Genomic DNA, 24,843 nt, shown 5'->3' on the forward strand with positions numbered 1-24,843 from the left:
AATGAAAACTCCCGCAAAAATCTGGCTTCGCCAGATACGCCTTTGCATAAATGCAAAGCCTAGTCAAATACGATTATTGAAAAACTGATGTTTTTCAATAATCTATAATTCAATTAATTCATATTCAAGACTTCCTACGCCAAGCTTTGCAGCTGTAGCAGGTGTGTGCTCACCATTTCTGGATGTAACTCTCTCAAGGAAGTGGTCACGTCCAACATCCTTTGAAGCGTATACCAAATCCAGACAAGCTCTATCGATTGCAACCGGATCCAAGCTTGCAAGGATACCGATATCCTTAAGGCATGGGTCCTCAGCTACTGCACAACAATCACAGTCTACTGACATATTTGCCATAACATTGATAAATGCAATGTTCTTGCCAAAGTGGTCTACTACTGCAGATGCAGCCTCTGCCATACTTTCAAGGAAAGCGTTCTGCTCTGGCAAGTCGTTCCAAACAATATCCTGCTCACTGGCTTTATTGTATTTGCCAGCTGAGTGGATTTGTACCTTGCCTGCACATGATGCACAGCCAATTGAAAGCTGCTTTAAAGCTCCGCCGTAGCCTCCCATTGGATGTCCCTTAAAATGAGAAAGTACAAGCATTGAATCGTAATTAAGGAAGTTCTTTCCCATTATATCAGTCTTAAGATGGGTACCGTTTTTGACTGGAATTTCAATATCTGGTCCTTCAGCATCCATCAAATCAACATCAAAAAACTCATTCCAGCCATGTCTCTTTAATAATTTGATATGCTTATCTGTGTAGTTTCTTTCACCTTCGTAGGCTGTGTTGCACTCTACAATAGTGCCTTTCACATGCTCTACCATTGGTTTCCAGAATTCAGGCTTTAGATAATTCTGATTACCTTCCTCACCAGAATGCACCTTTACGGCAACCTTACCTGGTAATGCGATTCCAAGCTTATCGTACATTTTTACTACAGCTTCTGCTGTAACGTCTTTAATAAAATAAACTTTAGATGCCATAGATACCCTCCTATAAATCATTTTATATTTTTATTTTAGTTTATTATTTATTCAAAAATCAATTTCAAAAAATCGTATGACATGTTGTAGATGGTAGTCTTTGCATATGACAGCTTTACCTGGTCCATAGCCTCCATCTGCTTGTCCGTAGGGTAAACATAAGGATATATGCCATACATGTAAGGGAAGAATGCATATCTAATCTGCTCGCATTTTTTCTTATCAATCCCCTCTAAATTCTTTGCCAGGCACTCTTCGAAAATATCTACAGATTCCTTGAAAGCACTTTTAAACTCTGCCAATAATTCCAATCTGCTGTTATCCTCAATCTCATAGAGGTTCATTGCAGATATCTTTAGAAGTGTTTTTCTATCCTCCATTGTCTTTGCAATGGCCTTAGCCAAATTATCTGCATCAAGCTTCTTGCCGCCGTCAATAATTTCCCTCAAGGCTTCGTTCCATTTTGAATATTCCCTAGTGAGAATCCCTAAGAAAATCTCTTCCTTAGTTTGGAAATAATTATATATAGATGGACGAGAAAAACTGGTCTCTGTGCTAATGTCCTTTATGGTGATGCTATGAAAACCTTTTGTTTCATAAAGCTTCTCGCAAGCATCCATTATTTCTTCTCTTCTTTTATCAATAGTTTCTTTTAATTCAACTGCCATTTGGCCACCACTACTTTCTTATAAATGACTGATCATGCTCAGGAAGCTCATCTGAAGTAAAACGCTCCACTGTCATATGCAAATCATATTTTTCTCTGAGCTCTGCAATTTTAGCCATCATAGGTGATTCATGATGCACATCAATTGCTTCCTGGTTCTCCCAGCTATCTATCAACAATACTGTCTCTGGGTCATCAAATGAAGTGTAATATTCGTATCGAAGATTACCAGCTTCCTCCCTGATTTTCTGAACAGTACCACTATTTATCATTTCCTCAGCAAACTTCTTTGCTGCACCATTTTCACCTTTATATCTAAGATTTACTGCAATACTCATAGCACCCCTCCAATCTGATGACACCATGTCAATTATCTATACTATAGCATCACGCTGACACAATGTCAATTCAAGCAACCAAAAGCCTTTCATTTTCCTGACATCCTTTAAATTAATAATCTTTTTAGACTTTTTAATTAGTAAAAATCAGTGGATAGATTTATACTAATAAAAAAGATTATTAATAGGAGGAATAATAATGTACTACGGATATGGATACGGTTATGGCATAGATCCAACACTTATTCTTGTATTGATAGGTGCTGCTATCAGTGCGCTTGCATCTATGAATGTTCAGGGCACATTTAGCAAATACAATAGAATTAGAAATTATCGAGGACTTACATCTAATCAAGTGGCAGAACATATACTTCACTCCGCTGGTATCTATGATGTAAAAATAGAACGTATAAGAGGAAATCTGACTGATCATTATTCACCAAATGAAAAAGTACTTCGTCTTTCCGATGCCACCTACGGGCAGACAAGTGTCGCTGCAATCGGTGTAGCCGCACACGAATGCGGTCATGCCATTCAACATAAAGAGTCATACGCACCACTTAAACTTCGCGCCCTTTCAGTGCCGCTAGCGAATATTGGTTCAAAAGTTTCATGGCCAATTATTCTCATCGGTCTTTTACTAGGATACTCTACAATTGCAGAACTTGGTGTTTACCTTTTTTCATTTGTAGTTATTTTTCAGTTGATTACTCTTCCAGTGGAATTTGATGCTAGTGCTCGTGCACTTAGAATTCTCGATGAGGATAGATTATTAGAAGAAGATGAGCATAGAGGTGCAAAAAAAGTGTTGAAGGCAGCAGCGCTTACCTATGTGGCAGCTTTATTTACTACTATCCTTCAACTACTTAGATTAGTTTTGATTGTAAGCAGAGTAAGTCGTGATGACGACTAAAACACTCTTTCCGGCATACTTTTTGATTGATATTGCATATAGCTAACTTTATAAACAGTAACGAATGCTTTTGGGTCTACCTTATCTATATAGGCCATGAGCTTTTGGAATTCGCCTTTATCAACAATAGTGATGATTTCATCGTGCTCTTCCATTCTGTAAGCTCCTGTCACCTTGTAAACGCTGGCACCACTGTGAAGCTCATTTAGAATGTAATCTCTAATTTGAGCTTCATATGGTGAAACTATACATACACGTCTTTTTAATTTCTGGTCAAATATAAAATGATCAAGCACCATTCCATTTAAATATGTTCCAAGTATACTTAAAACAACTGTCTTTGAATCATAAGCCAGTGCTGAAGACAATGCTATGCATAGTCCCGCAATAGACATGGCTTTTCCAATATCAATTCGGAAATATTTATTAAGAATCTTTCCAACTATATCAAGTCCACCCGATGATGCATTTCTATTAAATAAAATTGCGCTACCAATACTAACCACAAATATGTAGCAAACAACATCAAGAGTAGCATCACCTGTGAGAGATGTGTAATCTGGCAACATTTTTTCAAATACACCAATTACAACAGGAAGTAAAATTGATGTATATACTGTCTTGTAACCAAATTCTGGACCGCAAGTGATAAAGCCAATTATGAGCAATACCACATTAAGCACCATAGTGATTTGTGACACTGAATATGGAATAAAATTTGTCAGCACAATGGCAAAGCCTGAAATACTGCTGACTGCTGCATGACTTGGCATCATAAAAAAGAATACAGCCGAACCTATAATTATGCTGGCAATTGTAAGAATGAAAAGTTCTTTGATAACGGATTTAACATTCATATTGTTTACCTACCCTATAATATTAATCCTTGTTTTAATTAACTAGGCGACTAATAGAGTACGGCTTGTATTCCCAAATGTCAATATGATAATTACTTCAAATTTTCTTCGAAGAAACTCTGTAACTTATCAAATGGGATATAGTTGTTATCGCCACCATCATAAAGATCTGTATGGCTTGCATTAGGAATAATCATGAGCTCTTTGTTTGCAGTATATTTACTGTCTTTTGTCATGTTCTCATATGCATCCTTGCCGAAGTAAAGGGAATGAGCTTTCTCTCCATGTATAATTAGAACTGCGCTTCTGATTTCATTTGTATACTTTAGTATTGGCTGATTCATGAATGATTCACATCCAATCACATTCCATCCACCATTAGAATTAAGGCTACGCTTATGGTATCCTCTGTCAGTCTTGTAGTAATCATAGTAATCCTTAACAAAGAATGAGGCATCCTCTGGAAGCGGATCAACAACTCCGCCACCAAGCTTATACTCTCTTGCTTTCAAATCCTCCAGACGTTGTGCGCACATGGCAGCCTTTTTCTGATATCTAGCTTCTTCATTATCCTCAGAATCGAAGTAGCCATTTGCATTAACTCTTGTCATGTCGTACATAGTAGCGGCTACAGTTGCTTTGATTCTGGTATCAAGAGCTGCTGTATTAAGTGCCATTCCGCCCCAACCACAGATACCTATGATGCCGATTCTATCAGGATCTACCTTTTCATTTAATGAAAGGAAATCTACTGCAGCCATGAAATCCTCTGTATTAATATCAGGAGACGCCATGTATCTAACATTTCCGCCAGACTCACCTGTAAATGATGGATCAAATGCAATTGTAAGAAATCCTCTTTCTGCCATAGTCTGAGCATACAAGCCTGAACATTGCTCCTTTACAGCACCAAATGGGCCAGATACTGCAATTGCTGGAAGTTTTCCCTCAGCATTCTTAGGTACATACATATCTGCCGCAAGAGTGATGCCATAGCGGTTTACAAATGTAACCTTCTCATGGTCAACCTTATCGCTCTTTGGAAATGTCTTATCCCAATCTGTTACTAAATTTAAACTCTCAACCTTAATCATTTTAAATACCTCCATTTGCTATTATAAATTGAATTTATTTCAAAATCGTGATACGATGGTTGTATGTTAATACCTAAAGTTAACTTTAAGTCAAGCTTTAATTTTAAAAAATTTTGGAGGAAAGTTTATGTACTCAATTGGACAAGTTTCAGAAATGTTTAATATACCTGTATCCACACTTAGATACTATGACAAAGAAGGCTTCTTCCCTAACATGGAACGCCAATCTGGAATCAGGAAATTTTCAGATAGAGAAATTGGAGCTCTCCACATCATCGAATGTCTAAAAAGCTCCGGCTTAGAAATAAAAGAAATCAAGCAATTTATGGAGATGACCACCAAGGGTGCCGAAACCTACGCCGACAGAAAAGCTCTTTTTGAAGCCCGCCGTGATGCAGTAGAAGCCGAAATAGCCAACCTTCAAAAGACTCTAGACATGCTTAAATACAAATGCTGGTACTACGAGCAAGCCATGGCCGACGGCAGCGAAGACCGCATCAATGCCATGCTCCCCGACAAGCTTCCACCAGAAATCCAAAAACTCTACGATAGCGGAAACGGACGCCACTAGGCGTCCGCCAGTATTCGCGATTGTATACGTGGTATCCCTTACTAGCCAATACAATCGCAGATTTAGGATTACCTAAATGTGTAGTCGCCCATACTTATTAGTAGGTGTTCTTACAAAGTTTTACAATTCTATCGGTAAGGTATGGGTGGGACGGACAAACACTACACTAAGTAATCATCAGTCTTAAACTAGCTTTGTATTATTACTATTTGCTTTGGAGCGAACTTAGAATAATAAAAACAGGTTTTGTAATAGATAAGCATGAGGCGCCAAGGACGGCGCCGAGAGCCCGACAACGAAATGGACTGAGTTTAAGGGCGGTGCTTATGTATACAAAACCTGTTTTTTAATTATTCTTGGTGAACGGAGTAGCAAAAGTAATAATACAAAGACTAGTTAAGACAAGATGATTATATAAACTACATTGTCCGTCCCACCCATACATTACCTTCGAATAGTAAAAGCTTCATAAGTACACCTACATATGGGCGACTTTACACATTAAGGTAATCCAGAAATCTGCTCAAATGATATTGGCTAGCAAGGGATACCACGTATACAATCTCCCTACATAAAAAGGACGCCGTGTGGCGTCCTTTCCTTTAGTCTCTAGAGAATACGTCTCTGGTGTATACTTTGTCTTTTACGTCGTCTAGGCATGTGTCGTAGCGGTTTGCAATGATTGCATCGCTCATGGCCTTGAACTTTGAGAGGTCGTTAACGACCTTTGAGCCGAAGAATGTTGTGCCGTCTTCGAGGGTTGGCTCGTAGATTACTACTGTGGCGCCCTTGGCTTTTACACGCTTCATAACACCCTGGATTGATGACTGACGGAAGTTGTCTGAGTTAGACTTCATTGTAAGGCGGTAAACGCCGATTGTAACTTCCTTCTCTGCTTCCTTGCTGTACTGGTTGGCTTCTTCGTAGCCATAGTAGCCAGCCTTTTTAAGAACCTGGTCAGCAATGAAATCCTTACGTGTACGGTTTGATTCTACGATTGCTCGAATAAGCTCCTGTGGAACATCGTTGTAGTTTGCAAGAAGCTGCTTTGTATCCTTTGGTAAGCAGTATCCGCCGTAACCGAATGATGGGTTATTGTACTGGTCTGTGATACGTGGATCAAGGCATACGCCCTTGATGATAGCCCGTGTATCAAGGCCCTTTGTCTCTGCGTATGTATCAAGTTCGTTGAAGTAGCTAACACGAAGAGCAAGGTATGTGTTAGCGAAAAGCTTTACAGCCTCTGCCTCTGTAAATCCCATAACGAGTGTGTCGATGTTTTCTTTGATTGCGCCTTCCTGAAGAAGTGCTGCAAACTCGTGAGCAGCCTTAGTAAGCTCAGCATCACTTTCGTCTGTACCAACAATGATACGGCTTGGATAAAGGTTGTCGTATAAAGCACGAGACTCGCGAAGGAACTCTGGGCTAAATAAGATTTTGTCTGAGTCCATCTTTTCACGGATGCGCTTTGTATAACCTACAGGAATTGTAGATTTGATAACCATGAATGCATTTGGATTTACTTTCTTAACAAGCTCGATAACTGCTTCTACTGCAGATGTATCGAAGTAATCCTTTGTGCTATCGTAGTTTGTAGGTGTTGCGATAACTACGAATTCTGCATCCTTGTATGCAGCCTCTCCATCGAGAGTAGCTGTTAAATCAAGCTCCTTGTTTGCAAGATAATCTTCAATCTCTGCATCAACGATTGGGGACTTTCTATTGTTAATTAATTCAACCTTTTCTGGAATAACATCTACTGCTGTTACATGATTGTGCTGCGCAAGCAAAGTAGCAATTGAAAGACCTACGTAGCCTGTACCAGCCACTGCAATTTTTCTATTCATTTTATTCCTCCTTTAAGCGATACCAGCCATCCAAGATTGAAAGATTTGGATTGTAATATGGATCGCCTTTTTCTAAAATATCAGGCCAAAGCTTTTCAAGCTTTTCTACTTCTGAATTGAAACGAGCAACCTTCTCGCCTGTGTCCTCGTATCCACGAGATTTTGACTCGTAGTGATAAAGCTCTGCGTGAGGATTGTAAACTACTAAGTATCCTTTATCGCGAACCTTCATACAGAAGTCTACGTCATTAAAGGCAACTGCCAATTCTTCAGTAAGTCCCCCTACCTCTTCAAATACATCTTTGCGTACCATCAGGCAGGCTGCTGTAACTGCTGATAAATCCTGAGTAGTTACTGCACGGAACATGTATCCTGGCTCGCTTCTTTCAAGGCCAACAAATGTGTGACCTGCGATACCGCCGATTCCCATAACAACACCGGCATGCTGCACTGTGTTGTCTGGATAATAAAGGAGTGAACCACATATACCAACATCAGGGCGAAGGCAAACATCAACCATTTCCTTGATGCAGTTTTCATTGATAATCTCTGTATCGTTATTTAAGAGCAAATACATCTCACCGTTGGCTGCCTTGGCACCGCAATTGTTGATTGCAGAGAAGTTGAAGCCTGGTGTTTCGTAACGAACGATTTTAACATCAGGACGATTCTCGATGCTCTTGTAATATTCGAAAGTTTCTGGCTCTGTAGAATTGTTTTCTACAATGATGAACTCAATATTTTTGTATGAACTACGGGCATCGATTGATTTGATGCACTTATCCAAATCATCTGTATGATCCTTGTTTGGAATGATGATAGAAACAAGTGGTTCCTTGCCCCAGTTATATACTGTGCGATATGTGCCATAGAAGGTATCCTGCTCAACCTTTGCAGGGATGCCCATTCTGTCGTAGTGAGCTTGCACAGCCTTGCAACCAGCATCGAAAGCATAAAGCTTGCTCTCTGCGCTCATGGCTGTAGATGCTGCATGACTACGCCAGTGATAAAGGGCTTTTGGCACGTGATGGATGTTCTTTGCGGCCTCGCAATATCTCAAAATCAAATCGTGATCCTGAGCTCCATCGTACTCTTTATTAAAGCCGCCAACTGTGTCATACAAGCTGCGCTTGAAGATGAAAAGATGGCAGATGTAATTTACTGAACAAAGTAAATCCAGATTGAAATCCGGCTTAAAGACTGGCTCAAAGTATTCCTTAGAATCCATTGAGATTTTGTCCTCATCAGTGTAGATAACATCTATGCTGCGGTCTTTGTTGATTGCAGCAACACACTCGTACATTGCATTTGGAGCAAGTGTATCATCGTGATCTGAAAGGACGATGTAGTCACCTGTTGCAAGTGCAATTGCGGCATTAGTGTTTTCAGAAATACCAAGGTTGTCATCTAGGTGTGTGTATTTAATTCTGCTGTCAGAACCGTATTTTTTATTAATGAACTGGCCCAGTGCATCATCAGGGCTTCCATCAGCAAGACAAAGCTCCCAATTTTGATATGTCTGAGCAACTATGGAATCAATGAGCTCCACAAGGAATTTCTCAGGAGTCTGATACATTGGAATTACAATACTCATCAGTGGATTGTATTCGAATTTCTCATCTCGCTGACGCTGAAGCTCTACCTCTGTAGGACCAAAGCTTGTAAGGAAATCCATGTATGTGTATTTAGGAGCATCTGCATCCTTCAGCTTATCAATGGCATGCTTGATAGTAGCCCCAAGACCGTTGTCCTGACGGTAAAGCTCGATACGCTCCCAAAGAGTCTTCTTTGGAAGAAGGTTGCCTCCAGTAAGAACGTGCTCTGTATCAACCTTGCAATCATAAACCTGACCATTTGCAGTGATTGTCATACGAAGCTTTTTATAGTTGCCTTTGTCAAAAACAATCTCAAGACCAGAATCACATTTTTCTGTAAGCTCAGGATAAACTCCATAAACATCCTTTCTGAACATACGCTTAACAGAGATTGGAATCTCTTTATCCCCATCATAAAGATGGAACTCCTCTGGAACATTTCCGATTGCCCATCCAAGGATTTGAATCTTGTCGTCTGTGACTGCTGCACGCTCAAGATTGTATTCGTATTCTTTTTTAAGCTTTATTAAGTCCTTGCCAGTAGCCTTGTAAACCACTGAACGAACCTGATTTTTATCGCCTGCCTCTCCAAGAACACAAATAAGCTTCAAGCTCTTTACCTGTCGCAAATCCTCTGGCAAGTTAATCTCACCAACGTATTCCTTGGAAACACTTTTGTGAGCGGCAATGTATCTACGACGAACTTCATTGCCTTCGTTGATGGTCAAATCCAAATCATATGGCTTGCCATTCATCTCACAAACAAGACTATATCCCTTTGGATTATCAAATGGATAAAAGCCTTGGAATAATAATGTATTTTTCTTTAATAGGTGATATCTGATGAATACCACATTAAAAGTATCTCTCAAAATATATTTCCTTCTAAGTAATTATTTGGTGCAGGGATTATTTAACAACCCAGGTACCAGTTTTTACATCAAATGTCTGGACGCCACCACGGCTGTAACCATCCTCAACTGTAAGTGTGGATACAATCTCTTCTGTTAACGTACCGTCTGCAATTATATCATAGAATAAATCTTCTACAAGTTTTGCATCAGCTAAAAGACCATCTGACAGATTTCTGCTGGCATTTGCATACTGCTTGACGAAGTCCAGAATACCAGACTGAAGCATTTTCACATCGTCGCTGACATAATCGTCGTCCTTGAAATGAGGAGTAGGTACGCCATTTTCCATTGTGAAATTGATAAGCTGACCAAATGGCGCTGACAAAGCGCTCTCCAAAAACAGTTGATATTTAAGAAGCTTGCTATTTGGAATCTCCTTTGGATCAGTGATGGTGTAGATAGCATCTGCTCTTCCACCGATTCTCTCAGGCTTATTTGAATGTAGTGCCAAATAATGACCTGCTATATCTCTGCCTGTAAGCTTCATCAAAAAGTACTGAATTGTACCTGAGAATCCCACATCAACAACAGCTAAATCAGATGATGTTGCAAGGAATTCACTGGCATAGTTCATGTATGCGTTCTTTTCAGTTTTGCTTCTTTCAAAGATTTCTTCTTTGTATGGCTGAATAGCCTTCATAAGCTCGTCTGTGTCTGTCTCGTAATCGAACTGCTTATCCTCATCACCCTCATGAAGCTGGATACCAAATCTTTCATTCAAAAGATTGCTGAAGCTTCCCTGATATTTCTGAGAAAGGAGCTCTCGAATATCCTCGTCATTTTCAAGAGCAGGCACTGCGCATGCTCTTCTGGATGTAAGGAAGTAATGGATATCAGGAAGTGCCTCACCCTTCTGATTGCAGTATTCCTTGATGAGCTGTTCAAGCATGTAGCCCTCACGAGATAACAGAAGAAGGCTTTCTTTTTCGCTGGCATTTTTATTAACCAACCACTGAACAAATCCTGCCATCAATGGTCCCATTGTTGAATAACCGAAGTCGTAGTTATTCTTGAAATGGAGGCCTCCCTTTTCATCAAAGGCAAATGGAGAATTGAAGATTCCTCCATTGATAACCTGGCCTAACACAAGTGAGTTTGCTATGCTCTTGCTAGCATATTCTTTCAAATAGTCGAAGTCTGAAAGCTCAAGCATAGCCATTGGATTGAGAACGATATGGCTAGCCACGCCCTTATCCATAAGGATTTGTGAATCAGAACAGAAATTGTCTCCAACGTGAATAAAGCTTGAAGGGTTTATGCCTGTCAAAAGCATATTCCACATTGAGCCATCGTCTTTTCTGGCACCTACTTCGCATGAGATGAAGAGCTCGTCATATCCACCAATTCCGCACTTGTGAAGAAGTCCAACGACCTGTGCACGATTCAGATACATATCGCTGACAAGGATAACATGACGTCCCATGGATTTTACTGCGTTGAACACATCCACCATATCTTTACGAGGGACGCAAAGTCGTGTTTCGATGTCCACCTCAAGCTTTTTAATATCCATAGCGAAATCGCCGAGAGTTCTGTCCTTTGCCACCTCAACATAAATTTTGTCCAAAGTAGTCATAGGACCAAACTGAGCTGTTGCAGCTGCCTCAGCATTTTTTCGAATCTTAAGGAAATCAACTTTCTTGCCGTACTTTTCAAGAATAATACGGCTCATAAGATTGAATACATCATCTGGCTTGAAGATGGTGCGTGTAATCAGTGTATCGAAAATATCGAAGGATACCACATCATATCCACCAAGCTTCATTGCAAGAAGCTCTTTATCCACCTTGAATGTGTTGAAAAATGGGCGAAGGCTCTTGTTCTTAACAGTGTCCTCCGAATCAAGATAAAGGATGAAATCATCATATCCCTGCTTTCTTGAAACGAATGGAAGAATACGCTCCAAGGCGTGAGCAAATGTACCATCTGTCTGGCCCTGCTCCCTTGGGAAATCATCGTATGTGTATCCCTTTTCAAATAGTGGACGAAGTGCATCTGTTCTAGCCCAGAAGAATGAACCGGCTGGGTAGTTGAATACAGATGGCATATCCCCTAGATCAAACTCTTCAAAAAGTTCCTTGGCAATGTCTGCATTTTTCAACCATGAGTAAGCGATGGTTGGAACCTCTTCCTGAATGTCAGGATAGATAAGACCAGCATTGCTGTTTTTGAATAAATCAAAAATCTGATTAATCTTGTCTGGAGAACCAAGTAGTAGCTCAAGAGAAAAGCGTCTCCATCCTCCCTTTTCCTCACCTGAATACAAAGATTTCTTTGAATGGATGTGAAGGAAATAATCGTGATTCAGAATCTCTGGGCCAAACTTAACATACAAAGGTGCAAGATCTCGGCCTCTGTTTGGAAGGTTACGGATATCGATTTTCTGAACCTGCTTAAGTTCCTTTAAGCCTGCCTTGATTGCATTTACATCTGCATCCTCCTGGCAGGAAATATATAAATCAAACTTGAATGGGATGTTTGCAAAATAGCTAACAAACTCTGGCAACAAATCTACATAGAAAAGATGAAGATGCACTGCCACAGATGGCATTGGCTCGCCCTGAGCAGCACGTCGCTTTGCTTCTTTGGCTGCTGCCTTGGCACGCTTTGCCTCCTCTTTGGCTGCACGCTTTGCCTGTCGAGCAGGAGTATCCTTGCCTGTCAAAAATGATTTGAAAGCACGGATATTTTCAAGGGTCTTGTAGCCTCTAGTATTAACTGTATTCTCGTAAATTGTACGAAGCTCGGCATTTACAGCCTCGATGTTTCTGATGTGAACATCCTTTGCTTCGATTAATTCCTGAAGCTGCTTAATCTGATAATCACGGCTGGCAATGGCAAAATCTGCACCTGTCTTGCTACGACTGTTTGCATGCTCTCTAAGCTCGTGAAGATTTTTGACATCCTTAAAAATATATTTTGACTGGAAGTGGTCTTCCATCTTTTGATATGCTTCTCGTTCTGCATCTGGAATGTCTACCAAATGCTCTGGCAAATCGCTGAACTTGCAGGCTCTATAGAACACATAGTTGATTGGTACCAAAAAGTCGAAAGTCCACTCATAGTCGATAATCTCCCAACCCTTGGCTGTCTTGATAACATTGTCAAAAATCAAATCAACATCAAGGTATTTTGCTGCAAGAACACCTCGTGGCAAATCAACATCTCCAAAGACCTCTCTGAAGCCATCTGAAATAGCAAATTCCTTTGCATTTTTCATGTAGGCATTTTTGACAGCCTCAATAAACTGCTGAGCATCGGCTGATGTGAGATGCTCACCTTCAAGGAATTCACTTTCGATTTTGTCATCAACCAAACTACTTTCGTTAACGCAAAAATCAGAGCCTTGCAATGCATCCTGCAAGCCTCTGTAACTATCAAAAACTCTTTTTATATGTGCTATTCCTTGTTCATCGTAAGGGCGTTTAATTACTACCTTTCGTCCATCCCTTTCCACGATATCAGTGATGATATTGTACTTTGGGTTACGCTCGTTCGAAAGCTTTTCATATAGTAGTCTATCCATTATTTTGCAATGAGCAGATAGTCACCTGCTCCTCCCCCTATATAATCCTCAGCATAAATCTCTGTTGTAAACAAATAATCTGGGCTGACGCGATATGTGGTGATTTCACTGAAGCCTGCTTCCTTTAAAAGGCGCTTTGTGAAATCTGCAATTCGATCCTTTTCTGGCAGGGCATATACCAATCTGCCATCCGCTGAAAGCATCTTTTTAAGAGTGGCTGGTGTTTCGTTCAAATGACCAAGGCTTATTATGATATTAAATGTACCTTTAATATCCGAAAGCATTTCTGTAGCAACCTCAGTAACCTGTGTTGCCTGCTCCTTTAGCCATTCAACCAAAGCTTCGCTATCTGGATCAATGATGAGCACGTTGTCTCCTTCACCTATTCCTACTGGCGACAAAACATTGCTTCTCAGGTGAGAAAGCCTAAGGATGGCATCCTCTGTTCCCTCATCAAAAATCCTTCTATTGTACTTTTCCTGAATCATAGCCGCTCCCCTTTACTTAACCTGGCTTACGCTAACTTTTGAATTCATATCATAAAAACCAACAGTGTTTTTAGTGCTAACAACTGTGATATTCATTACATCGTACAATCTATGATAAGCAACAAAATCAACACCATCAAAACCAGTACAGCTAATAGACATCAGGTACTCGCCGCCCTGCATATCCATTTTCTGAGTAAATGTAGCAACGTATTCGCTACCCTCTTTGCAAAGACCCACATCGCACTTTTCGTACATGGTGTTTGTGCCAGTAACATCAATACCCTTGAGTGTCTTGAATGTAAGTGTGAAGATAGGATTTTCAATATCTGTATTGAAGTGCACCTTTGACTTAACAGTAAATGTGCTGCCCTTCATAATCGCATTTGTATAATTACCGCTATCATCGATAACTGCAAAATCTACGATAGTAGCACGGCCATCGCCATACTCGTTAACATTAGGATTGAGCTGATAATTAGACTTCCAATTATCGCCAGAATTATCATCTGCCCCACTGAATGAAGCAAGTGTATCTACCTTGCTATTAAGCACAGGCTCCTGGCCAACCAATATCTTTTTATAGATATCAATCATATCCTTTGGAGCACCCTCAGCAACCTTATCACCTTTATTGATAAGCACTGCTCTATCGCAATACTTACTGATGGCACCCAAATCGTGGGAAACGAAAAGAATTGTCTTTCCGGCTGCCTTGAACTCTTCGAACTTTTTATAGCACTTTGCCTGGAAGAAAACATCACCAACAGAAAGTGCCTCATCAACGATGAGAATCTCTGGATCGATGTTGATAGCCACGGCAAATGCAAGTCTAACGAACATACCGCTTGAATATGTCTTCACTGGCTGGAAAACGAAATCTCCGATATCAGCAAATGACAAAATATCATCAAGCTTCTCATCAATTTCCTCTTTGGTATAGCCAAGCATGGTACCATTCAAGTAGATATTCTCCATACCTGTATATTCCTGATTGAAACCTGCACCAAGCTCCAACAAAGCAGAAATACGGCCGTCCACTGTAACCTCACCTCTAGTAGGTGAAAGCACACCAGTAATAATCTTTAAAATGGTGGACTTTCCCGAACCATTAGTACCGATAAGTCCAACACACTCGCCCTGCTTCACCGCAAAGCTCATATCCTTCAAAGCATAATGCTCTCTATAATTCTTCTTTCTAGTAAGGCCCAGTGTATCAGCCACCCTAGCCTTATTGCTATCGTAGAGCTTATAGACCTTGTCCACATGCTCCACATTTATAACGTAATCGCTCATAACGTCTCCTAAAAAATCTTGCCTTTTATCCCAACATTTTACCATAAAACCCCGCATCCGCAAAGTCCGAAGGGGATGGTCGCGGGCATAAAAAAAGCACCGCGGATGCGGTGCTCGGATGTTTTTGTTAGATTGCGGATAGGTCGGCGAAGTCGGTGATGACGCCGTCCACACCTAGGCGCTGGAGCGAAAGCATTTGGCCCTTGGTGTCTGGAGTGTAGCAGTAGACCATGGCCCCGGCTTCGTGGATAGCGCGAACAGTTTTAGGTGTGAGGGTCTTCATGTTGACTCCGTAGTATTCGGCTGGGTATCGGGTTGGTAAAGTTGATTTACCGAAGGATGCCAGCATCATGATTGGTTGATCAGGTGCGATCTCCTTGATTTGTGAGAGGTAATCGTACTTGAATGAAAGGAATACTACGCGGTCTAGAAGATTATATTCTGCGCATTTTTCATAGACTTCGTTGGCGAAATCAGGATCCTCACCGATGTCTTTGAGTTCGCAAAAAATCCGCATGTTAGTAGCTTGCAAAAGAGCTAGGGTTTGATCCAGGGTTGGAATGCGCTCGAGGCGGTATTCTCTGCCGAACCATTCTCCTGCGTCAACTTGCAATAGTTCTTCGTATGTATAATCAGCGACTGTTTTATCGTCGCCTGTTAGTCTTTCAAGAGTGTCGTCGTGGTAGATAACCAGCTCTCCGTCTTTGGTTTTTCTGACGTCAAATTCAACTGTTTTGGCGCCACATGCGTAGGCTCCAGCGAAGGCACTAAGGGTATTTTCGGGGTACATACCTGAGTAGCCTCTGTGAGCTACTACCTGCACCACAATATCCTCATCAGCATTTGCTGGTAAATAATAGAATTCGTTTAAGAAAACCAGAGACAATAGCAAGGTCACCATGCTGACAGCGACGGCTCTTCTTGCTTTGAAAAAACGTGGTATTTTCATATTCAGGCCCCCTTCATCAAGTTACTTATATTTTACCACTAATTCAATTGTCTGACAGTAGGCCTTGAACAAAAATATTATCCGAAATCTGTCATTATAATTTATACAATTTGTAGTCTTTACAAAGCGTCTGCAAACTGAGGCTGGAGCTTCTTAAATACGTGTGTTCCAAGAAGGAAAACAACGATTGTAAAGCACCAGAAATAAAGTGTTAAGCCCGGCTTTTCCCAAAATCCTATCTGACCAATAAAGCTGTCACGATAGCCACTTGTGATGTAGTACATTGGGTTGAGCTGGAGAACAATGCTTAACCAGTTTGGAATTTTGTCTACCATTGCGTCAAAGTTCCACATGATTGGTGTTGCCCAGATACCTACCTGCAAAAGTATGTTTACAAGCTGAGCCATATCCTTGAAGAATACGCAAAGTGAGCTTGTAAGATAAATTAGTCCAATTGTAAGTACCATCATGGCACATGAATAATAAAGGGCCTGTAAAATATATGGTGTAATTGGAAATCTGTATAACAGATAAACAAGCAAAGTAAATAATACAAAGAAGCCGTGTACAAAAAGGGATGACACTGCTTTTACAACAGGCAAAACGTTGATAGGGAATACAACCTTTTTAACAAGATAATTGTACTCATGAAGAACAACGGTACCTGCTGAAAGTACCTCGCTAAAATAGAACCATGGAACGATACCAGCTGAAAGCCACAGTACAAATGGAGCGCTGATGCCAGCCTTTGTGCCCTGTGTTCCTTGATTAAGAGCCTTATCAAAAACAATCCAGTATACAAGGATTGTAATGATTGGCTGAACGAAAGCCCAAATAACACCAAGTGTTGAGCCTGCAAACTTTTGCTTGAAATCGTTCTTAGCAAGTTTCTGTATTAATTTTTTGTTTGTTAAAATGTCTTTAATCATAATATTCCTAATTCATTTTTATGTGCTTATTCTGATTCTCGTAACCACTTAAGTCAAGAGTCCAATCTGATGAGCCATCTTCCTTTTCTTCCACAAGTGTAAATCCCATATCTCCATAGAAGTTCTTAACCATTTTGTTTTTAGCTGTTGGAAGATAATGACCTCTAAGCTCCTTAACTCCTCTAGCCTTAAGGCGTGCTACCAATTCGTCCATCATAGCAAACTCCATGTCTCGCTTAAGTACGCGACAGCTCATAAGCCAAAGATCAATATCACATGCCTCTCCATCAACATGGCCAATAGCAACAGTAACAACACCATTGTCACCAAACTTATCAATAAGCTTTCCGTAAAGAGTGACATAGTTTGAATCAGCTGCAGTCTCCTCGATTTCAGTTTGAGTGAAACGCTTTGTTGTAAGGTTGAACTGATTTGACTTGTTTGTAAGTTGAGCAATACGAGCCATATAAACTGGCGCAAAGCTATCTATTTCTGCCTGCATCTCTAATGAGTCAAGATACTGGCCATAATCAGTGAAGCTGCTCTGAAGCTTAGCTCTTGCAGCGTTCTCCTGATACATTTCATTTCTCTTTAAATCGTCTGCGGAAATGTTTGTTGCTTCAAAGAAGCCTGAGCGGTCGATTGTCTGGATATAGTGAACCACATTATCAAGCTCTGGTGCGCATACACCCTTAAGCTGTTCTGTTACAATGTGGCGCTCTGCTGGATTGTCATCAACAAATACCAAGCTTTCTGGAAGAAGGGTAAGCTCTGATGCAATGTCTGCAAAGTTTTTATCCTTTGGATCCCAGTTGGCCTTGATTGAAATGAAATCCTTTTCCTGGAATTCACTATCCGGATGGTTAATGCCAGCTATAGCGTTTTCCATATCATTTTTTGAATCTACATTTAATATTATACCAAGCTGCTGATGTGCCTTAAGGTAACGCTGGAACTCTGTGTATGCCTGTCCCTCAGCTTCCTCTGGGCCAAGGACAATGCCATCAACACCATCGTCACCAATAACGCCGCCCCAAAGAGTGTTGTCCAAATCAAGAACAAATCCCTTTTTGTTCTTTCCAAGAAGTGACTTGATAATATTGGCCACATTGAAAGAAAGTGATGGGATTGCTGGAACGCACATAGCGTATTTGTACATGTACCAGTAGAATGGATCAGACCATTCCTTTAAACCGTAATCTGCTGAGATGTAATTGATATCGCAGATATAAAAATTCTCTGTAGACATGGCGTAGTCATACATGCGCTGATTTAAGCGTGTGATGAAGTTCATGGAACCACGGTAATCGTATGCATCTCTGTTGCCAAGAAGTCTAAAGAGAGGCATTTCGAAATTGTTCTGGATGATTGGGCAATTGTACTTTTCAGCAAGTGTCTTCCAGATTGTTTCGAACTTTGCATACTGTGCATCTAAAAGCTCATCAACTGCCGCCCTATCCATTGCAAGATTTGGGTAGCTTGTGATGTTGCGATTGCTAGTGCACACATAAATAATATCAGGTGCAAACTCTTCCAATTCAGGATTAGGAAATACAGCATCCTCGTAATACTTGTTGTATTCACTCTCGTAAAACTCTGGACGAATGCCATTGTTAAGCAAGAACAATTCAAGCATAAGAATAATATTGGCAGTAGTACCTCCACCAAGAACAGCTATCTTCTTGTCTATAAACTTTGTATCTGTAGCAAGAAGCTCTTTTTTAATTCTCTTTTTCTTTGATAGTAAATAATCGCTATCAAATGGATACTCTAATTCCTTCATAAGCACCTCTCATAATTAATTGTTAACAGCAGACATGCCGCCGTCAGAATAATATCTATAAATGCTAACATCGTCATTTGTAAAAACTAGTTTTAACTTTGGGCTGTTTTCCCAATAGTCCGGATGATTTAATTCGGTAACAACCAGATAATCAACACCACTCATTTCCATAGCCGCTTCTGCAACTGCAGTATCCTCGCTATAGAATTTTTCATTGATGGAAAGCATGGCCTCAACCTGCTTTTCTGTGATGTCAGAATAGTCGTAGCCTTCTATATATACCTGACGTTCAGAAAAAGCACTGCAATAGAAATAGATACTTCTGTAATCTAAATCCTCTGTAAATCTATCAACAGCCACCATCGCATCCTCTGGTGTGTTGTCTCTGAGCCATAGATAAGCTTCCATGGTACCTGCAGATACCAAATCCTGACGGTCTCCTGCCTCCGATTCATAAACAGCCTCTTGCTTGATATCGTCGTAGCAAAAATATCCAATATCGATTATTAAAAATGCTGTTCCAACACCAAAGAAAAGATATGTGACATATGAAATCAATGTCTTTTTGTTTTCTATGAGATATTTCATTGCACCATAGAAAATGAATGCCGCATTTGTAATAACGAAATATCCCTGAGACAATCCTGGCACGCTAACTGAACAAAAGGCAGCAACGCCAATAATTACAGAGCCTATTGCGAACCAGTCAAATATATCTCCAATAACTTTTTCTTTGATAAGTGTTCTGAACTTGCTGTATGCAAAAGCTGTGAACGCTAAAATGCAAGGACCAACAATACATACAATGCAAAGAAGAACAGCAATAATCACCCATGGGAAAGCCATGTAATCAAGGCCAAGCTTTGTAAACACCTGACCTACACGACTGGCATCAAGTGTGCCTGCTGGTGTAACTTCCATTGCTCTGTTGTTTGAGCCAGATGGATTTAAACCTACTGTAACTATCAAGTAAGTAAGAACAAAACCTAGTGATGCACAAAATACATAGAAGAATCTAGGCATGTGAATCTTTTTAACCAGGATTGACTCAATAATAAATACTGACCAGGAAATTGTCACAAGGACGATTCCTGTTGTCCCCTTGAAACCAGTGGCTGTAGCTGCTAAAAGATAGATTGCTATCATCACTCTGACAGAGAACTTGTCGTACCAAACATCTACTAAAACATCTACCAAAAGGACTGTGATAGAAAGAGCAAGCCCCATGGCATTGCCATTTCCAAACAAATGATTATTCAACCATGATGTTGGAAGCTTTGCTCCCACAACATTTACAGGAAGCAAGCAAATGCAAGACACAAGCATTCCTGCATAGTAAGAATAATATCTAACGCCACGAATGCTTCTGTCACCGCGAAGTCTCTCGCCTACAATCATCATGGCAAGAGTAAGTGGCCAAGCACAAATTAACGCATTGCCATTCATGTATACTCTGAAGGCATCCATGCCAAAGATGTGCTTGCACATGGCAAAAATAAGCTCATAAAAATAATGATAATAAAATGTAAGGCCAGAGATTCTAATATCTCCATTTGGGAAAGAGCGACTCAAAGATACAATATTTCCTGTATGGAAAAGGAAATCATGGTAAACCTGAGTAGTCTGTCCTGATAAGGCGCCTGCATATTTAAGCTGAAAATTGATAGTAGAAACTATAAAAATAAATCCAAATATAATTATTCCAAGCCATTTAAAATGTTCGTAGGCATTGTAAACTGAAGGGCGTCCCTTTTTGAAATAACGGATAAAAGCTATCACAGAAAGTACTGGACCAGCTATGGCAATAAGGCCATTAACGCCGATTATTGACTCGATAAAATAAATGGTAGCAAGACAGATGAAGCCTAGAAAGAATCCAGATAAAAGTCTGGTGTATGCCTTTAATCGTCTAGGCAAAAGAAAGTCCACAAGGAGCATTCCTGGCACCTGTATCCAAAAAATAACATATAACCAAAATATTACTGTAATTGTAAAGCTAAAAGTCATTAACTCTCCTCTTTCTCATCTGGGGCAAGCTGTCCCAGTTTAAAGTGCTTGCGGCAGAGTGCCACATAGGAGTCGTTTGCTCCAAGCATAACCTGTGGGCCTGAGCGTACAACTCCGTTTTCATTATATCTAGTGTTGCAGGTGGCTTTACGTCCACACCAGCACACTGTTTTAACCTCGTGAATAACATCGGCGATTGTGATAAGTCGTTCTGAGCCTGGGAAGAGCTTATTTCTAAAATCTGCTCTAAGGCCATAAGCAACAACAGGCACATCCATAAAATCAACTATGTCAGATAGAAAATCTACCTGTTCTGGGGTTGCGAACTGTACCTCATCAACAATGATGCAATCATATTTTTTGATTTCCTCCTCAGGCATTTTTATTAAATCCTCAAGGAAGACGCATTCGTTCTCCAAACCAATTCTAGAGCGAACAATTCTCTCTCCGAATCTGGTATCCATTTCTGGCTTAACCAAAAGTGCATTCTGACCAACTTCCTGATAGTTGAAATGAGTCATAAGGGCATTAGCTGTCTTTGAAGAACCCATAGCTCCATAATAATAGTACAATTTTGCCATACAAAAAACCCCTTTACATAAATTGACAGAAGACCAAGCTTAGCCTTCTGTCTGGTTATAAATATTTTAATAATTACTTGTTTAAAAGTCAAAAAACTTTGTCCCATGCAAGAGTCTCTAATTCTGTGGCTCTGTGGATAATTCGAGCATTAGCCTTGCCATGGTTCTTAACAAAATACAATGCTAAATCTGCAGCATTCATATAATCCCACGCTCTATTGAGTGGTCTAGGAATATGATTAACAATTCCCTGGGAAACTGTGACCTTTCCAATTCCAAGGGCCTCACCTGCGATTTCCATAGACCTTTGTATATGACGAGCAACTTCTTTTATCTGCTCATCTGTCATGTCGTAGTAGTAAATGATGAATTCGTCACCACCGTATCTTGCAACGAAGATCTTGTCATCTTCAACACTCTTCAAGATGTTTGCAAGCATCACCAAAAGCTCATCGCCCTTGGCATGACCGTATGTGTCGTTAACTTCCTTGAAGTAATCGATATCCATCATCTCTACTGCAAGTGTTTTACCCTGCTCATTTGCCAGCACAAAAAGCTCATCAATAACTGTATTAAGCTTGAGTCTGTTTGCGATTCCTGTAAGAGGATCTGTCTCTGCGGCAGCCGAAAGAAATAGATTCTTTGTGCGCTGCTGAGCAAGCTCTGAGCGAAGACGAAGAGTGGTCAAAAATGAACGCTTATTATCAACTGTTTTGATAGTGTTATATCTATAGTAGTTGCTGTAGCTAGCCATGAGACGTTCTTTATCGCCCAATGCTTCGTACATCTTAATCTTGTACTCCTCAAGGAATACTCTTAGGTTTATTAAATCGTCTTTTGATAAAACCTGTTCAGTCCTATCAAACATCTTTTGAAGTTCCTGATAATCTTTTTCTTCTGTGAGTATTTCAATAAGCTGCTTAGTCTCATCGAAATAAACAATATATTCCTGACAAGCATAGAATGACTCCAGGCAAAGAGCCTTCATTTCCTGAATCTTTGCTGTGTCATTTTTAAACTTGTAGTATACGTATCTGGCAATTCTAATATCGAAAAGATCATTTATCTCTGGGTATTTTGCAATTATCTTTTCCATCTCAGCAAGTGCCTGATCTGCGCTTTCCTCATCCTTAAGGATTACATATAGCTTTACAATAAAAGCGTAATCCCCTGCCATAAGGCTAAGCTTGAAATCTTCGTCATCTATGAAACTGCAACATTCAATGGAACGATAATGATATTCTAGTGCTCTCTCGATAGCATCCATTTCCTCGCATAAAGAAGCAAAATTAGAACACGCCATAGCTTCAATGGCGTACAATCTGTGTGCCCTAGCGATTTCCATGGCATTTATGAAATACTCTTCACTAGTGATGAAATGACCTTTACTTCTGAAAATAATACCCAGCTCATTGTAGCATACGCATGTAAGCTGATATTCGTCTGTTTTGGCAAGGCCTTGAACACCTGCCGAAATGTAATATAAAGCTTGCGAATAGTCCTGATTTTGGCAACATGCATCGCCAAGAGCACAGCTTGCATAATCCTTTAAATCCTCGTTTCCGCATTCCTGTGCTAAATCAAACAAATCGCAAGCAAAACTAAGGTGTTTTTCGTTATCCACCTTTCGATACTTTTTTACGTTTTTGATAAGTTCCTGTACTTCCGGAGCTTGCTTACTCAACAATTCTTCCACTTATTCTTCCCCTCGGTCAAAATCCATTTTGCAGCCCTAAGCTGTACAGGGGAATCCTTTCCCCTACTGGTAAAATCCGAATTTTACCCTGTTGGGGCGTATTATAACATGATTCTTAGACCGTGACTACAATTAATTGTGCGTAAAGTTTTAATTTTGCAAATAAAGTGCCGCTGTAAGATGTCCCTCATCTGCAAAAACAAAAACTACTATATTTGAATCGTATGTATTCACAAACTTAAGATCTAATGAGCCCCATGAAATTGTGGCATCCCAGCCCTCTGGCAGATAGTAAACTGGAAGAGAATGAGGATGTCTTTCAGTTGCTTTAATTCCTGCAGTCTTCATGGCTGCATATATAGTTGAAGAAACCTGGCAGACGCCTCCGCCGATTCCTGTAGCGTGCTGCTTATTGATAAATACTGGTGCCTCAACAAAACCATTTGCCGATGTACGCTTACCAATTGAATTTGATGCTGAGAAAGTTGCACCTGGTGCCACCACGGTACCATCTACCTTTTCTGCAGCTACTTCGATATTATGGCCTCTGGCTGCATTTGGATCGTACTCGGTAGTGTAGGCTCCAAGCAAAGTGTAGCTCTGTGGCATATCCGTTGCCAAGGCTCCTACAGAAGGTGTTCCATCACGTCCCTCTGCCTTTCCAGACAATACATAGTGAACAACGTATGCTGGCATGTTATTTCCAAACACTGCAGCAAGGTCAGGATTCTTGATCATGTAGTCGGTAGCATTGAATGTGCCGCTGGCGTTTCGGCCCTCGTACACACCATATTTGATGTAATGCTCAAGGTAATATATGTAACTACCATCTGCCTTTGCCGCCACATCCGGGTTCATAGCTGCATAGTAATCAGCATTTAAAACCTGCGAAAAAATCTGGTATTCTTCCTGGGTAGCAGCCTTTGCATCGATATGTGGCATAAGCACAATAGCAAAAGCTAAAACAAAAAGTGACAAAATGGCTTTATTAATCTTTAAATTCATCCTCGTTCCTCCCAAACTAAGTTGTCTGAAAATTATCTTAGTAACGCCATTTTATCACTTTTCTTGGACAAATAAAACACCTCGGCCATTTTTTAGCCGAGGTGTTAATAAAAAACTTATTTATTCTTTCTTGTTTCCTGATCAAGCTCCTTCTGCTTGCGTAGTGCCCAAGCACGAAGTCCCTTTTTCTTCTTTGTATCCTGAGTAGCATTGCCACCGCGGATGCCCTTTACCTTTGTGATGTAAAGACCAGAAACTGTAGCCTTAACTTCCTTCTTTACAGGAACCTCATCAAAGATTTCTGCATCGCAGATAAGAGTCATCATCTGTGGGCCAACCTTAGCCTTAACAACTGGAATCTTTGAATTCTTAGCATACCATGGTGTAGCAGCAACAACTGCCTCTGGAAGACCAGCTTCCTTAAGCTTCATGCGCTTCTTATCAATGATAAGCATTGAAACCTGCTGTGCAACTGCATCCATCTGATCCTGCTGCTCTGCACGCTTATCCTGTGCCTTCTTACCAAGAAAATATAATACAACGATTGCGGCAACCATAAGAACCGCAATAACGATGAGTACAATAGTCACTGTGCTCATAAAAACATCCTCCTAATCTCCGGCTCCCCTGAGCCACAACTAGAAGCTATTTTACCATGCACTCCCCTCAAAATCAATATCTAGGCCCCATCTTACCTGCCCTTTTCCATCTATCTGCACTGGCCTAGCCAGCCCTCCCCTACAGGCCCGACCACCAGGTCCCCCTACGGGACATCGCATGAATATTATGTTTTTCTA

Annotated in this window: 20 protein-coding genes; 2 read left to right on the plus strand and 18 right to left on the minus strand. The window is 40.4% G+C overall.

Annotated elements, in window-relative coordinates:
* Positions 1–102: 102 nt before the first annotated feature.
* Genes E7274_RS12600 through E7274_RS12610 form a run of 3 tightly spaced genes read right to left on the minus strand, consistent with a single transcriptional unit; the run spans position 103 to position 1,995 of the window.
* Complete coding sequence (locus tag E7274_RS12600) at positions 103–990, minus strand: DUF362 domain-containing protein (protein ID WP_304176351.1); 888 nt, start codon at positions 988–990, stop codon at positions 103–105.
* 47 nt (positions 991–1,037) lie between these two features.
* Positions 1,038–1,658, minus strand: a complete 621-nt coding sequence (locus E7274_RS12605) for a TetR/AcrR family transcriptional regulator (RefSeq protein WP_304176353.1) — start codon at positions 1,656–1,658, stop codon at positions 1,038–1,040.
* 10 nt (positions 1,659–1,668) lie between these two features.
* A complete protein-coding gene (locus tag E7274_RS12610) occupies positions 1,669–1,995 on the minus strand; it encodes a putative quinol monooxygenase (RefSeq protein WP_304176354.1) in 327 nt (108 codons plus the stop codon).
* A gap of 199 nt (positions 1,996–2,194) precedes the next feature.
* On the opposite strand from E7274_RS12610, the gene E7274_RS12615 reads away from it, so the two are divergent.
* Entirely contained in the window at positions 2,195–2,908 is a 714-nt protein-coding gene (locus E7274_RS12615) for a zinc metallopeptidase (protein ID WP_033151870.1), read from the plus strand.
* Here the strand turns inward: E7274_RS12615 and E7274_RS12620 are convergent.
* Positions 2,905–3,765: a YitT family protein gene (locus E7274_RS12620; RefSeq protein ID WP_304176356.1), complete on the minus strand. Its 861-nt coding sequence runs from the start codon at positions 3,763–3,765 to the stop codon at positions 2,905–2,907. The two genes, E7274_RS12615 and E7274_RS12620, sit on opposite strands and share 4 nt — an antisense overlap.
* Positions 3,766–3,857: 92 nt before the next feature.
* Positions 3,858–4,859 (minus strand): alpha/beta hydrolase, encoded by a 1,002-nt coding sequence (locus tag E7274_RS12625; RefSeq protein WP_304176358.1) that lies wholly within the window; start codon positions 4,857–4,859, stop codon positions 3,858–3,860.
* 127 nt (positions 4,860–4,986) lie between these two features.
* Between E7274_RS12625 and E7274_RS12630 the strand changes: the two genes are divergently transcribed.
* Positions 4,987–5,430, plus strand: a complete 444-nt coding sequence (locus tag E7274_RS12630; protein WP_033151876.1) for a MerR family transcriptional regulator — start codon at positions 4,987–4,989, stop codon at positions 5,428–5,430.
* A 602-nt stretch (positions 5,431–6,032) separates the two neighbouring features.
* On the opposite strand, the gene E7274_RS12635 is transcribed toward E7274_RS12630, so the two are convergent.
* From E7274_RS12635 to E7274_RS12695, 13 genes are all read right to left on the minus strand, one after another.
* Positions 6,033–7,277, minus strand: a complete 1,245-nt coding sequence (locus E7274_RS12635; RefSeq protein ID WP_304176360.1) for a nucleotide sugar dehydrogenase — start codon at positions 7,275–7,277, stop codon at positions 6,033–6,035.
* Between the two features lies 1 nt (position 7,278).
* A complete protein-coding gene (locus E7274_RS12640; protein ID WP_304176362.1) occupies positions 7,279–9,744 on the minus strand; it encodes a glycosyltransferase family 2 protein in 2,466 nt (821 codons plus the stop codon).
* A 37-nt stretch (positions 9,745–9,781) separates the two neighbouring features.
* The gene (locus E7274_RS12645) at positions 9,782–13,312 is read right to left on the minus strand and encodes a rhamnan synthesis F family protein (protein ID WP_304176364.1); all 3,531 of its coding nucleotides are present in this window, start codon (positions 13,310–13,312) and stop codon (positions 9,782–9,784) included.
* Complete coding sequence (locus tag E7274_RS12650) at positions 13,312–13,800, minus strand: hypothetical protein (RefSeq protein ID WP_033151882.1); 489 nt, start codon at positions 13,798–13,800, stop codon at positions 13,312–13,314. Before E7274_RS12650 ends, E7274_RS12645 begins: the two co-directional genes overlap by 1 nt.
* Before the next feature lie 12 nt (positions 13,801–13,812).
* Positions 13,813–15,096, minus strand: a complete 1,284-nt coding sequence (locus E7274_RS12655) for an ABC transporter ATP-binding protein (RefSeq protein WP_304176366.1) — start codon at positions 15,094–15,096, stop codon at positions 13,813–13,815.
* 127 nt (positions 15,097–15,223) lie between these two features.
* Complete coding sequence (locus E7274_RS12660; protein ID WP_304176367.1) at positions 15,224–16,045, minus strand: glycerophosphodiester phosphodiesterase; 822 nt, start codon at positions 16,043–16,045, stop codon at positions 15,224–15,226.
* A 119-nt stretch (positions 16,046–16,164) separates the two neighbouring features.
* Entirely contained in the window at positions 16,165–16,974 is an 810-nt protein-coding gene (locus E7274_RS12665; RefSeq protein WP_033151887.1) for an ABC transporter permease, read from the minus strand.
* A gap of 7 nt (positions 16,975–16,981) precedes the next feature.
* The gene (locus E7274_RS12670) at positions 16,982–18,757 is read right to left on the minus strand and encodes an HAD-IIIC family phosphatase (RefSeq protein WP_304176370.1); all 1,776 of its coding nucleotides are present in this window, start codon (positions 18,755–18,757) and stop codon (positions 16,982–16,984) included.
* A gap of 15 nt (positions 18,758–18,772) precedes the next feature.
* On the minus strand, positions 18,773–20,764 hold the full coding sequence (locus tag E7274_RS12675; RefSeq protein WP_304176372.1) for a hypothetical protein: 1,992 nt from the start codon (positions 20,762–20,764) through the stop codon (positions 18,773–18,775).
* A complete protein-coding gene (locus E7274_RS12680) occupies positions 20,764–21,345 on the minus strand; it encodes a thymidine kinase (protein WP_044935422.1) in 582 nt (193 codons plus the stop codon). The genes E7274_RS12675 and E7274_RS12680 overlap by 1 nt, the downstream gene beginning before the upstream one ends.
* 88 nt (positions 21,346–21,433) lie before the next feature.
* Positions 21,434–23,041 (minus strand): GGDEF domain-containing protein, encoded by a 1,608-nt coding sequence (locus E7274_RS12685; protein WP_304176374.1) that lies wholly within the window; start codon positions 23,039–23,041, stop codon positions 21,434–21,436.
* A 150-nt stretch (positions 23,042–23,191) separates the two neighbouring features.
* Positions 23,192–24,046, minus strand: coding sequence for a VanW family protein (locus tag E7274_RS12690; protein ID WP_304176376.1), 855 nt, complete (start codon positions 24,044–24,046; stop codon positions 23,192–23,194).
* Between the two features lie 116 nt (positions 24,047–24,162).
* Positions 24,163–24,645, minus strand: coding sequence for a hypothetical protein (locus tag E7274_RS12695; protein WP_074789896.1), 483 nt, complete (start codon positions 24,643–24,645; stop codon positions 24,163–24,165).
* Positions 24,646–24,843: the final 198 nt, after the last annotated feature.

The sequence above is a fragment of the Pseudobutyrivibrio ruminis genome (assembly GCF_015057245.1).
In the GTDB taxonomy this organism is placed as follows: domain Bacteria; phylum Bacillota; class Clostridia; order Lachnospirales; family Lachnospiraceae; genus Pseudobutyrivibrio; species Pseudobutyrivibrio ruminis_E.